The 12860-nt window shown below is 68.2% G+C and carries 11 protein-coding genes; 4 read left to right on the top strand and 7 right to left on the bottom strand.

Going from position 1 to position 12860, the window contains the following annotated elements; translation table 11 throughout:
* Window positions 1-166 precede the first annotated feature (166 nt).
* From AC5RT8_RS05450 to AC5RT8_RS05435, 4 genes are all read left to right on the top strand, one after another.
* Window positions 167-925: a LamB/YcsF family protein gene (locus AC5RT8_RS05450; protein ID WP_494094693.1), complete on the top strand. Its 759-nt coding sequence runs from the start codon at window positions 167-169 to the stop codon at window positions 923-925.
* Entirely contained in the window at window positions 922-2622 is a 1701-nt protein-coding gene (locus AC5RT8_RS05445) for a 5-oxoprolinase subunit B/C family protein (protein WP_494094692.1), read from the top strand. Before AC5RT8_RS05450 ends, AC5RT8_RS05445 begins: the two co-directional genes overlap by 4 nt.
* Complete coding sequence (locus AC5RT8_RS05440) at window positions 2619-4358, top strand: acetyl/propionyl/methylcrotonyl-CoA carboxylase subunit alpha (protein ID WP_494094691.1); 1740 nt, start codon at window positions 2619-2621, stop codon at window positions 4356-4358. Before AC5RT8_RS05445 ends, AC5RT8_RS05440 begins: the two co-directional genes overlap by 4 nt.
* A gap of 91 nt (window positions 4359-4449) precedes the next feature.
* Window positions 4450-5115 carry a GntR family transcriptional regulator gene (locus tag AC5RT8_RS05435; protein ID WP_494094690.1) on the top strand — a complete coding sequence of 222 codons (666 nt, stop codon included), beginning with the start codon at window positions 4450-4452 and terminating at the stop codon, window positions 5113-5115.
* Window positions 5116-5136: 21 nt separating this feature from the next.
* On the opposite strand, the gene AC5RT8_RS05430 is transcribed toward AC5RT8_RS05435, so the two are convergent.
* The 7 genes from AC5RT8_RS05430 to AC5RT8_RS05400 form a co-directional block, all read right to left on the bottom strand.
* A complete protein-coding gene (locus AC5RT8_RS05430; protein ID WP_494094689.1) occupies window positions 5137-5976 on the bottom strand; it encodes a putative hydro-lyase in 840 nt (279 codons plus the stop codon).
* Window positions 5977-6021: 45 nt separating this feature from the next.
* Complete coding sequence (locus AC5RT8_RS05425) at window positions 6022-7239, bottom strand: NRAMP family divalent metal transporter (protein ID WP_494094688.1); 1218 nt, start codon at window positions 7237-7239, stop codon at window positions 6022-6024.
* Window positions 7240-7520: 281 nt separating this feature from the next.
* Window positions 7521-8846, bottom strand: coding sequence for an NRAMP family divalent metal transporter (locus AC5RT8_RS05420; protein WP_494094687.1), 1326 nt, complete (start codon window positions 8844-8846; stop codon window positions 7521-7523).
* Window positions 8847-8917: 71 nt separating this feature from the next.
* Window positions 8918-9793, bottom strand: a complete 876-nt coding sequence (locus AC5RT8_RS05415; RefSeq protein WP_494094686.1) for an MBL fold metallo-hydrolase — start codon at window positions 9791-9793, stop codon at window positions 8918-8920.
* Window positions 9794-9885: 92 nt separating this feature from the next.
* The gene (locus tag AC5RT8_RS05410; protein ID WP_494094685.1) at window positions 9886-10950 is read right to left on the bottom strand and encodes a maleylacetate reductase; all 1065 of its coding nucleotides are present in this window, start codon (window positions 10948-10950) and stop codon (window positions 9886-9888) included.
* A 2-nt stretch (window positions 10951-10952) separates the two neighbouring features.
* The gene (locus AC5RT8_RS05405) at window positions 10953-11603 is read right to left on the bottom strand and encodes an alpha/beta hydrolase (RefSeq protein ID WP_494094684.1); all 651 of its coding nucleotides are present in this window, start codon (window positions 11601-11603) and stop codon (window positions 10953-10955) included.
* Window positions 11604-11696: 93 nt separating this feature from the next.
* Window positions 11697-12659 carry a VOC family protein gene (locus AC5RT8_RS05400; RefSeq protein WP_494094683.1) on the bottom strand — a complete coding sequence of 321 codons (963 nt, stop codon included), beginning with the start codon at window positions 12657-12659 and terminating at the stop codon, window positions 11697-11699.
* Window positions 12660-12860: the final 201 nt, after the last annotated feature.

Here is a 12860-nt window from a genome sequence, read left to right as displayed (position 1 = left end):
GCAGCCATTGCCGTTTCCAGCTGCACCCTTGCACCGTCCTGCCTTCAGGCGAAAACTCTTCACCAAGAGCGGCGGCACGGCCAAGATCACCACAGATTGTTGAACAATCCAGCGTGACCGGGCACACTGTAGGAACATTCATCGGCACGAACGCGGAGGCAGAACCATGACCGTCATTGACCTGAACAGCGACGTGGGCGAATCCTTCGGCAACTGGGCCATGGGCGACGACGCCGCCGTCTTCGAGTCCGTCTCCAGTGCCAACGTGGCGTGCGGCTTCCATGCCGGAGATCCCTCCACCATCGCCCAGACCTGCCGTGATGCCGTGGCCGCCGGGGTCACCATCGGCGCCCACCCCGCGTACCGGGATCTGGCCGGCTTCGGCCGGCGCTTCCTGGACTGCTCCTACACGGAACTGTTCGACGACGTGCTCTACCAGCTCGGTGCCCTGCAGGGCCTGGCCCGCGCGGCCGGCTCGGAAATCCGGTACGTCAAGCCGCACGGCGCCCTGTACAACACGATTGTGCGCCACGAGGTGCACGCCCGGGCCGTGATCGACGCCGTGCGCACCTTCGACAAGGACCTGCCCATCCTGCTGCTGCCCGGCGCCGTGGCCCTGGACATTGCCGCCGACGCCGGCCTGCGCGGCGTCACCGAAGCGTTCGCCGACCGCAACTACAACCCCGACGGCACGCTGGTGTCCCGCCGTGAAACCAATGCCGTCATCCACGACGCCGGCCAGGTCACCGCCAACATGGTCCGCCTTGCCACCCAGGGCGTCATCACCGCCGTCGACGGCACCGAGATCCCGATGTCCGCCGAGTCCATCTGCGTGCACGGCGACACCCCCGGCGCCGTGGCGATGGCCCGCGCGGTGCGTGCCGGGCTGGAAGACGCCGGCGTCACCATCTCGAGTTTCGTGTGAGCAGCGCGCAGACCGACGGTCCGCGGATCGGCGCCATCCGCTCCGCCGGAACCAGGGCGCTGCTGGTTGAACTCGACTCCCTGCCCGACGTCGTCGCCCTCCATGCCCAACTGCAGGCCTCCCCGTTGCCCGGGCAGGTGGACGCGCTGGCCGCCGCCGGAACCGTATTGGTCCGCTTAGCCGGCCGCCGCGAGACGGTTGCCGCCGTCCGGCTCCTGTCGGATCTGGACTTCAGCCATGCCGAGCTGCCCGATGCCCGCACGGTCACCATCGATACGGTGTACGACGGCGAGGACCTCGCCGAGGTCGCCCGCCTCACCGGCCTCTCGGAAGAGGCGGTTATCAATGCCCATACCGGCACGCCGTGGACCGGCGGGTTCGGCGGCTTCGCCCCGGGGTTCACCTATCTGGTGGGCGGTGATCCGGTCCTGAACGTCCCCCGGCGCAGCACTCCCCGCAAAGCGGTTCCGGCCGGTTCCGTCGCCTTGGCGGGCGACTATTCAGCGATCTATCCCCGCACGTCCCCCGGGGGATGGCAGTTGATCGGCCATACCAACGCCCCCTTATGGGATCTCTCCCGCCCCGACCCGGCGCTCATCCGCCCGGGCGACTCGGTAGTTTTCCACCCCGTCCGGGAATTGATCACCACCACGCCAGCTCCTACGGATGGGGCTGAAAAGGCCGAGGAAACCCGCGACGCCGTGGGCCCATCCCTGGAAGTGGTTAACGCAGGCCTCCAGTCCCTGGTCCAGGACCTCGGCCGCCCCGGGTACGCGGACCTCGGCGTCTCCGTCGCCGGCGCCGCCGATACCCGCTCCGCCCGGCAGGCGAACCGGCTGGTGGGCAATCCGGCAGAAGCATCCGTCATCGAGAACCTGCTCGGCGGGCTGGAGCTGACCGCCCACGGCGACACTGTCCTTGCGCTGTCGGGCGCGGAGCTTCCGGCCGCCGTCGTGTCCCCCGGCGGGACGCGCGACCGGCCCGCACCGCTAAACACACCGTTTGCCCTGCTGGACGGGGAAACCCTGACCCTGGGCACTCCGTTCCGCGGGGTCCGCAGCTACGTTGCCGTCCGCGGCGGACTGGCCGTGGCCCCCGTGCTGGGCAGCCGCAGCACCGACACGATGAGCGGCATCGGTCCGGCCCCGCTCGACGCCGGCACCCTGCTGCCCGTCGCCCAAGTGGCCGGCAGCGCACCGGTAGGCGCCGCCGAGTCCTCTCCCCTGCCGGAGGGCACCACCCCGGGCGCTTTGGGCGACGGCCGCTCCCCCACCCTGCTTCGGGTCACCGCCGGCCCCCGGCACGACTGGTTCGGCCCCGACGCCGCGGCAGCCCTGACCGGGCACACGTGGCGGACCACCAACGAATCCAACCGGATCGGCGTCCGGCTAGCCACCGATCCGGAAGACCCCGACGCCGCTCCGCTGAAGCGTGTCCGGGACGGGGAACTGCCCAGCGAAGGCGTGGTGGCCGGCTCGCTGCAGGTCCCGCCGTCGGGCCTGCCCGTGCTGTTCCTGGCCGACCATCCCGTCACCGGCGGCTACCCGGTGATCGCCGTCGTCGTGCCGCAGGACCTGCCCGTTGCCGCCCAGCTGCCGCCCGGACACCCGGTCCGCTTTGTTTTCTCGAACCCCGACACCCTGGCCCCGCTCTCCGCGGAGGAAACCGCCGGGCTGTTTACGGAAGGAACCCCATGAAGAAGGTCCTGATCGCCAACCGCGGCGAGATTGCCGTGCGCGTGGCCCGCGCCTGCGCCGACGCCGGCATCGGCTCCGCCGCCGTGTACTCGGACCCCGACGCCGACGCCCTGCACGTGCGCCTAGCGGAAGAGGCCTATCCGCTGCACGGCTCCGCCAGCGCGGACACCTACCTGAACATTCCCAAACTCATCGACGCCGCCCGGGCCGCCGGCGCGGACGCCGTGCATCCCGGGTACGGGTTCCTCTCTGAAAACGCCGAGTTCGCCCAGGCGGTGCTCGACGCCGGTCTCACCTGGATCGGCCCCTCGCCGCAGGCCATCCGCGACCTGGGCAACAAGGTGACCGCACGCGAAATCGCCGTCCGGGCCGGCGCCCCGCTGGTACCCGGCACCGAGGGCCCGGCGGAAAGCGCGGAACAGGTCCGCGCCTTCGCCGAGGAACACGGCCTGCCGGTGGCCATCAAGGCGGCCTTCGGCGGCGGCGGGCGCGGCATGAAGATTGCCCGCCGGCTTGACGACGTGGAGGATGCCTTCGAATCGGCGGTCCGTGAAGCGGTGTCCGCCTTCGGCCGCGGAGAGTGCTTCGCCGAACGGTTCCTGGATAAGCCCCGGCACGTGGAGGCCCAGGTACTCGCGGATACGCACGGCAACGTGGTCGTCGTCGGCACCCGCGACTGCTCCCTGCAGCGGCGGAACCAGAAACTCGTGGAGGAAGCCCCGGCGCCCTTCCTCACCGATGAGCAGCGGGCCACCATTCATGAATCGGCCAAGGCCATCTGCCGCGAAGCCGGCTATACCGGCGCCGGCACGGTGGAATACCTGGTCTCCCCCGACGGGCTGATCAGCTTCCTGGAAGTGAACACCCGGCTGCAGGTCGAGCATCCGGTGACGGAGGAAACCGCCGGCGTGGACCTGGTCCGCGAGCAGTTCCGCATTGCCGACGGCCTGCCGCTGTCCTTCACCGAAGATCCGGTGCCGCACGGGCACGCCTTCGAATTCCGGCTCAACGCCGAGGATCCCGCCCGCGGGTTCCTGCCCGGCCCCGGTCCCGTGGAGGCCTTCGAACCGCCCACCGGACCGGGCATCCGGATGGACTCCGGCGTGCGGTCCGGGTCCGTGGTGCCGGCCGAGTACGACTCGCTGATGGCCAAACTGATTGTCTGGGGCGAGGACCGGCCGCAGGCCCTGCGCCGGGCCCGTGCCGCCTTGGATGAACTGGTGATCCGCGGGGTGCCCACCGTGGTGCCCTTCCACCGGGCAGTGGTCCGCTCCGAGGCCTTCACCCGGGAGGACCAGCTGGGCGTCTACACCACCTGGATCGAGTCCGAGTTCGCCGAGCCGCTGGCCGCTTCCCCGGAAATCGCCGCGTCCCTGCCGGGCGCCGAACGCGAAACGGTGACGATCGACGTCGACGGCAAAGCCGTTGCCGTGGGTGTGCCGGCCGCGCTGCTGAACGCACTGCGCTCCGGCGGCACCGCAACCGCGGCAGCCCCGGCCGCCGGGACGGGCACTGCCGATGAGAGTGTCCTAACCTCGCCGATGGCCGGGAACCTGGTCAAATGGGTGGCCGACGACGGCGCGCAGCTGGCCGAGGGTGATCCGGTGGCCGTACTGGAGGCGATGAAAATGGAAACCACCGTCCGCGCCCACCGGGCCGGCACCTTCGCCCGGCCCCCGCTGGAACCGGGCACCGCCGTCGGCCGCGGCGATGCACTGGGAGAGCTCCGCCCCTAAATGCTCCGGAGGATCGGCCGTCCCCCAGCGGCCGGTTCTCCGGGTTCCACCCCCGGCAGCTGCGCTGCCGCCGTACGGCTAGATTAGGGAGATGCCTGTGAACCTGGGGGATGTCAGCACCGAGCGCGGCGACCACGCCAACACCACCGTATGGGTGGCGGATGTGCTGCGCGGCAGCATTGCCGCCGGAGAACTGCTGCCCGGCACGAAGCTCTCCGAACAGCAGCTGGCCGCGTCGCTGCAGGTTTCGCGCAATACCCTGCGCGAGGCGTTCACCATGCTCAGCCTTGAAGGTGCCGTCACCCGCTATCCCAACCGCGGCGTATTCGTGGCCGCTCCGGGCCCGGATGCCGTGCGTGAGATTTACCGGGTGCGGAAGATGCTGGAACCCTCTGCCGCACTGTGGGGACCGGATCTGGACCTGGAGACGCTGGATGCCGTGATTGTCCGGGCGAGGGAGGCCAGGGAGCGCGGCGACGTGGTGGAAATGGCCGCGGCGAACCAGGCCTTTCATGCCGCGATTGTGGCCATGTCCGGCAGCGTGCATCTGCAGCAGGTGATGGAGCGGGTGTTAGCCGAGATGCGGCTGGTCTTCCACGCCATGAGCAGCCAGCCGGACTTCCACTCCACCTACGTGGAGCAGAACGCCCGGCTGGTGGAACTGCTGCGGCAGGGCAAACGCTCCCGCGCCGCGAAGGTGCTGCAGACGTATCTGGAGGCCGCCGAAGCCGAACTGCTGGCGCACATGCACCCGTAGGCGGATTTCGGGCAGCCGGAACTACGGCACCAGGTAGGAGCTGTCCCGGGCATCGGTAATGAGCATGTGCCCCGGCGCGTGGCCGATGGCCAGCGCCGGTTTGGACTCCATCACCGCGGCCTGCGGGGTCACCCCGCACGCCCAGAACACCGGCACGTAGCCGTCTGCGACCTGCACCGGATCACCGAAGTCCGGCCGGGAGAGGTCCGCAATGCCGATCTCGGCCGGGTTGCCCACATGGACGGGTGCCCCGTGCACCGCCGGATAGCGGGAGGTGATCCGCACGGCGTCGGCAACCTGCGAGGCAGGCACCGGGCGCATGGACACCACCAGCGGACCGGCCATGGACCCAGCCGGCTCGCAGCGAACCGAGGTGCGGTACATCGGCACGTTGGTGCCCTGGTCGATATGCGCGATCCGGATCCCGCCCTCCTGCAGGGCCGCCTCGAAGGTGAAGCTGCAGCCGACAATGAAGGTCACCAGGTCATCTCGCCAGTATTCGGTGATGTCAATGGGTTCGGCAACCTTGACACCGTTTTCGTACACCGTGTAGCGGGGCACGTCGGTGCGGATGTCGCCGTCGGCAAGGAGCGGTCCGGTGGTTTCCCCGGCGTCGAGGACCCCCAGGAGGGGGCAGGATTTCGGGTTGCGCTGGGCGAAGAGCAGGACGTCGAAGGCCTGTTCCCTGGGCACGATGATCAGGTTGGCCTGGGCATAGCCGGCGGACCAGCCGGCGGTCGGGGTGACCAGCCCGTCCCGGAACAGGGCACGGGCCTGCGCCGGAGTCAGGGCTGCCGGAGCCGGAGCGGCCGGGTCCAGCCCTGCGGAGCCCACCGCGGAGACTTCGGTGAGATTTTCCATGTCAGCTTTCCTTTCCCGGGAGTTCCTGAGCGAAGCCGCTGCCCGCTACTGCCAGAGCGCGGCGAGGCTGGAGAGGGAGTTCCAGCCCAGGAAGAGCGTCAGCGCCCAGGCCAGCACACCGACGATCAGCAGCCACTTGGGATATACGTATCCCTGCAGCAGGTCACGGCGCCGCCAGGCCGCCCAGAGCAGGATGCCGAAGCCCAGCGGAAGAATCAACCCGTTGAAGGCGCCGGCGAAGACCAGCAGGGTCTGCGGCGCCTGGCCCAGGAGCAAATAAACCACCGTGCAGACGGCAATGAACGCCACGGTGATCCAGCTCCGGGTGCGGTCCTTGGTTTCCGGCGTCGTCACAAAGGATACGGAGGTGTACGCCGCGCCGATCACCGAGGTCAGTGCCGCTGCCCAGAAGACAATGCCGAACATCCGCAGGCCGATTTCGCCGGCGGCGTGCCGGAAGGCGTCGGCCGCGAGGTTGTCGCCGGCCAGGGTGACGCCGCCGGCCACAACGCCCAGGATGGCCAGGAAAAGCAGCACGCGCATCACGCCGGTGACAATGATGCCCAGCAGCGAGACCTTGGTGATGTCCTTGACGTGCCCGGGGCCGGTGGTGCCGGAGTCGAGCAGGCGGTGCGCGCCGGCGTAGGTGATGTACCCGCCGACGGTCCCGCCGATCAGGGTGGTGATGGTCAGGAAGTCCACTCGATCGGGCATGACGGTGTTCTTCAGGGCTTCCCCCACGGGCGGCGCCGCGCTGACGGCCACATAGAGCATCAGCAGGATCATGAGGGCGCCGAGTGCCACCACAATCCGGTCCAGGGCCAGCCCGGCTTTCTTGGACAGGAAGATGAAGATGGCCACGGCTGCCGAGATGGCACCGCCGATCTTGGTGTCCATGCCCAGCATGGCGTTCATGCCCAACCCGGTACCGGCGATATTGCCGATGTTAAAGACCAGGCCGCCCAGGAAAACCAGCCCGGCCAGCAGCCAGCCTGCACCGGGAAAGACCTTGTTGGCTAGCGTCTGCGCGCGCAGGCCGGAGACGCCGATGATCCGCCAGACGTTCAGCTGGACGGCTATGTCCACCAGGATCGAGACCAGGATGGCGAAGGCAAAGGCCGCGCCCAGCTGGACGGTGAAGACCGTGGTCTGGGTGATGAAGCCCGGGCCGATGGCGCTGGTGGCCATCAGGAACATGGCACCGAGCAGGGCGGTGCGTTTGGCGTTGGGCCGGATCTTGACCTTGGTGGAAGTGCTGTCCATGGTTATTCCGATCGCTGGTTGGTGTGGGGGCACGCTGGGTGGCGTGGGGGTGCCACGCGGGCTTCCAGCAGTCTATGGGTTGTTGAACAATCTTCGGCGTTTTGTGAAACACCCCTGGGATTGTTAACCGGGTCCTTGCCCCTGTGTACCGCATGGACGTTTCCGGCCCTGCGGGTGAGCGAACGGGTCTCGCTGTGCGCAAACGGGTGCTGCGGGGAGCGAATGGATCTTGCGGTGTGCGAACGGGTTCGGCGGCGAGCGCCGTCGAAGCCGCGATTTCTTTACGTCCAGAGGGCGACCAGCCCGGCGAGGGAGTTCCAGCCCAGGTACAGGGTCAGCAGCCAGGCCAGCACCCCCGCCAGGAGCAACCAGCGCGGGTAGCGGTAGCCGGAGAGCAAATCACTCCGCCGCCAGGCGGCCCACAGCAGGACCGCGAAACCCAGCGGAAGGATCAGCCCGTTGAACGCTCCGGCGAAGACGAGCAGCGTCTGCGGCGGCTGGCCGGCCAGCAGGTACGCGGCTGCACACACGGCGATAAACGCCACCGTGAGGAGGTTCCGGGTGCGGGTGCTGCTGGTCAGCTTGGTAATAAAGGACACCGACGTATAGGACGCGCCGATCACCGACGTCAGCGCGGCCGCCCAGAACACGATGCCGAACAGCCGGATGCCGATTTCCCCGGCGGCAACCTCGAAGGCATCCGCCGCCAGGTTCGCACCGGTCAGCACCGCTCCCCCGGCCACCACGCCCAGGACGGCCAGGAACAGCAGCACGCGCATCACGCCGGTGACAATAACGCCCAACAGCGCCGCCCTGGTGATCGGGCGGATGTTCTCCAACCCGGAGTTGCCCGAATCCACCATGCGGTGCGCGCCGGCATAGGTGATGTAGCCGCCGACCGTGCCGCCGATCAGGGTGGTGATGGCCAGGAAATCCACCTGCTCGGGCAGAACGGTGTTTCGAAGGGCACTGCCTACGGGCGGGTTCGCGACGATGGCCACGTAAAGCATCAGCAGGATCATCAGGCCGCCGAGGACCACCACCACCCGGTCCAGGGCCAGCCCGGCCCGCTTGGACAGGAAGATCAGGATGGCCAGTACGGCGGAAATCCCGGCACCGATCCGGGGATCCAGGCCGAGCATGGCGTTCAGGCCCAACCCGGTCCCGGCCACGTTGCCGATGTTGAACACCAGCCCGCCGACGAAGACCAGGATGGCGAGCACCACGCCGGCTCCGGGCAGCACCTTGTTGCCTAAAACCTGGGCCCGCAGCCCGGAAATGCCGATAATCCGCCAGACGTTCAGCTGGACGGCTATGTCCACGAGAATCGAGACCAGGATGGCGAACGCGAAGGCCGCGCCCAGCTGGACGGTGAAGACCGTGGTCTGGGTGATGAAACCGGGGCCGATGGCGCTGGTGGCCATCAGGAACATGGCACCGAGGATGGCGGCCCGCTTCGGGTCCGGCGGCTTCCGTCCCCGCTTGCCGCTGTTCCGGCCGCGTTGCGCCGCGGAGGTGGCGCCGGCCGGCCGGCCCGCACTGCCCTGGTGTTCGCCGTCGGCCTCCTGCGGATCCGGCCGGTTGTTGGGGGCAGCCTGCTCGTCCATGCGGGTCTCCGTTCCACGCGGATGCGGTGTCCGCGGCCAGTGTACGGCGGCAGAACGCGGGCCGGAAGACGTTACTTCGGCGCAGCGGCCGGGGCTGGCTCCACCCGGCCGTAGGTGGGCTTCCCCACCCAGCCGGCGCCCGGAACAAAGACCGGTTTGGCTTTGGCCACCCGCTGCGTGCGGACGGTAGCCACGGCATCACGGATTGCCACCCGAAGTGCCGGACCGTGCCCGGGCAGCAGCGCGCGGGCGTCCAGACGCGCAAGGACCGCCAGCGCGGCGTCCGCTCCCGGGCCGTCGTGGTGGAACATGGCGTGCAGCAGCTGGGGACCGCTGCGGGTGCTGATGGCGTGCCCGGTCACCAGCGCGTCGCCGGTTATCACCGCTTTGGCGTCGGGCAGGTAGAAAGCCGTGTGTCCGGGCGTATGTCCCGGCGTCGGGACCGCCACCGGCTTCCCGGGGAGTCCCGCCAGCAGCGCGTCGTTCCACACCGCCGCCTGCGGTACCGGTACGCCCTTCAACCCGCCGGCGCGCAGCGCATGCCCGGCCCAGCGGAAGACACGGGGCTGCCAGGCGCGGGCCAGCACCTGGGGCAGGGTGACCGAAAACTTTTCCTCGCCGGTGAGGTGCTTGTGCTCGGCGGCACTGCTGAGCACCGGGGTGCCGTAGACATGGGAAAAATACGCCGCTGCCCCGGTGTGGTCCGCGTGCGCATGCGTCACCACGACGGCGACGGCGCCCGCCGGGTCCAGCCCAGCCTCACGTATGGAGGCCAGGACCAGCGGCACATCCCTGCGGTAGCCGCCGTCGACCAGCGTGAACATTTGATCCTGGCGCAGCAGGACCCAGTTCGACGCCGGCCCCTCCACGAAGAAGACTCCGGGGGCCGGTTCGGTGATCTTCCAAGCGGAGCCCCGGCGGCGGCTGGACCGGACATTGATGGTCATGTTCCCTCCCTAAGGGATCGAGAAGGCACAAATTACCGATTTCCGTCCGAAAATCGGCAATTTGTGCCTTGTCGTTCGCCGTGGCCGCTCCGTCAGGCTTCGGTCATGCTTCCGGCCCACGCCGCCGTGAGCAGCTCGGTGAGGTTCGCGGGGGTGGGCTGCCGCGGATTCGACTCTGGGATGAGGGGCAGGATGAGCTCCACGGCTTCGGGGATGCTGCTCTCCGCGAACCCGTAGTTTTTGAGTGCTGCAGGCGCGCCAACGGCGGCACGGAGGTGGTTCAGGCCGGTTAGGGCGTCCTCGGAGCCGAAAGCGCCGGCGATCCGGGCAGCAGCATCCGGCGCCTGGGGCGCATTGAAGGCGAGCACGTAGGGCAGCACGACGGCGTGGGTCTGCGCGTGGGGCAACCCCCAGGTGCCGCCGAGGACATGGCAGATTTTGTGGTGCATCCCGGGACCGGCCGAGGCCAAGGCGACAGCTGAAAGGTATGCGCCATAGAGCGACTCTTCCCTCCCGGGCAGATCCTGCGGGTCCTCGAAAACCGAGGGCAAACTGCTGCTCAGTGCCCGGATGCCCTCTGCCGCGAGGGCCTTGTTAATCGGGTCTGCTCGGGGCGCCCACATCGAATCAATGCAGTGAGCCACGGCGTTCAGCCCGGAGGCCACCGATAGGTCCACCGGCAGGGAGAGGGTCAAGGCCGCGTCATAGATAACGGTTGCCGGAAGCACCCCGTCGTCGGTGCCGGTGGTCTTGCGAGAGGCTTCGGTCAGACCCCAGACGTTCGTTGCCTCCGAGCCGGAGTACGTGGTGGGGACGGCAACGATGGGAAGGCCCGAGGTCATGGCGACCGCTTTGGCCAGTCCGATGGCTGAGCCGCCTCCGATGCTCACGACCAGGTCAATGCGGTGACCGGCTGCGGCGGATCTGGCTGCCTCGGCTTTGTCGATCGGCACGTGTGCTGCCACGTCGGAGTACCGGAGGACCACGTCGATTCCGGCGGAAACGTCAGCAGCGACCTTTGCGCCCCTCTCCGTTGCGATCACCATGACCCGCTTAGCATTCAACCTCTCGACCTCGGACGCCAGGTTTTCCGCCGCCTTGCCGGAGCCGAACAGCACGCGCTGGCCGAGGGTCACATGTTCAAAAGCCAGGGCCATGGTCAGCTGCTCCTGCTACTGGAGGTGCGCTGCCTGAGGTAGCGGCGTATCCTCCGGATGGAATCGTCATTGAGGTGGTGCTCAGGATCGTCGTAGGTTGTCAGCTCCACCGTAGCCCCGAGCGAACGGAAGGCAAGGGCCGTGGCCTCGACGCGGTGGAGCGGGACCCAGGCATCGTCCTGGGCGGTCAATAGCTCCACGGCCAATCCGGCCAGGTGGGGATCCACCGGCCATTCCCGTTGTGCTGGGCCAAGGTAGCCTCCGGTGTGAAGAACAGCCCCGGCTAGCGGCGGCCGGTCCTGCAACAGGTACTCCGACAGCAGGCATGCGCCCTGGGAGAATCCCAGGGCACTGACTGGCGGCCCGTCCTGGCCCAACAGGACATCCATGTGGATGCGGACGGCCTCCAGTGCGTTACCAAGCTCCGGTTGATTGTCTTCCATAGGCGCCAGGAAGCTCTGCGGGTACCAGCTGTGGTTGGAGGCGGCGGGCAGAACCCACGCGACGTCGGGCAGGTCCACGCGGTCTGCCACCTCCGCCATGAAGTCCGGACCCTGCCCCCGGCCGTGGACTGCATAGACAACCAACGAGGCCTCCCCGACGGGCGGTCCGAACCAGAGGGGTTCCTGGCTCAGGTGCGGATTGGGCGGCACGGATCCTCCTGCAGGTTAGGGGCACTGTGTGGGACCGGGCGGCGGTGGCCCGGCCCCGGGCAGGGCCCGCGCCGCCCGGGGCATGCACCGGAATCAGTCGTCATCCGTGGTGAGGGGTTCAAGCTGGGACATGATGTGTTCGCGTTCGTGCTCAAACTGCGGCGGCAGCATGAAAGCCCGGCCCAGTTCCTCGGGCGACTCGTCGCAGTCCCATCCGCCGTCTTCATGGGTCACCGCGAGCTCAAACAGCGCCCCGCCGGGAGACCGGACATAGTGGGACTTGAAGTAGGTACGGTCCTTGAGTTCGGAGATGTCGGTGTAGCCGGCACCCTCGATGTCGAACTTCGCCTCTTCCTGGTTCTGCAGCGTGTCGAAATTCCACGCAAAGTGGTGATACGTCCCGGCACCGTAGCGCCACGTTCCCTGGGCGTCGGTGCGGTTGCCGGTGAGCTCTATCCAGTTGCCGAAATCGCTCTTGCCCACCCGGAAGCGGGCGCGGTCGCCCTCCTCCAGGATCTGGTCCCGTGCAAAGAAGGCCTCGTTGCCAAAATCCACCATGCGGTCGGCGTCGTACACGTGGATACCCACGCCGTGGATACCGTGGATGGCAGCCGTGTCCGGCACGCCGTGGCCGGTGAAACCCCGGCGGGGGTCCGCCGCCGTACCCACCAGCTGGTACTCCAACCCGGCCGGGTGGTGGAAGGTTACTCGCCTCTCCCCGAAAATCTCGGTCTGCGCGTTCTCGATGCCGTGGTTGGTGAGGCGCTGCGCCCAGAAGTCCAGGGCCCCTTCGGGAACCGCCAGCAGCACCTCGCGGGCCTGGTTGGTGCCGCGGGTGCCGAAAAGGCCGTGCTGGGCCCACGGGAAAGTGGTCACCACGGAGGAAGGATCGCCGTCGGCATTGGAGTAGTACAGGTGGTAAACGGGAGTGGAGCCGTCATAGAGCACGGTCTTTTTGATGAAGCGCATGCCGAGGACCCGGGTGTGGAAGTCTACGTCCTCTTGTGCCCCGGCCACGGAGAGCGTCACGTGGTGGGAGCCGATGAGATATGCCATGGCAGGTTCGTCCTAATCGCCGTGAGGGTTGTCCAGAGGAAGGCGACCGTACCCCGAGCGGGGCCGAGTGCGGATCCGTAATTTACGGATTGGCCAAGCCGTCCCGGTGGACTGTGTGCGATCCCCCGCGACGACGGCCGGAAAATTGGTGCACCACCCTTGACCGTCCCAAACACCGCGCGTAGCTTCGTAATCAACCGA

The organism is Arthrobacter sp. Ms25, assembly GCF_059090365.1.
This window is presented reverse-complemented; position numbering and strand designations above follow the sequence as displayed.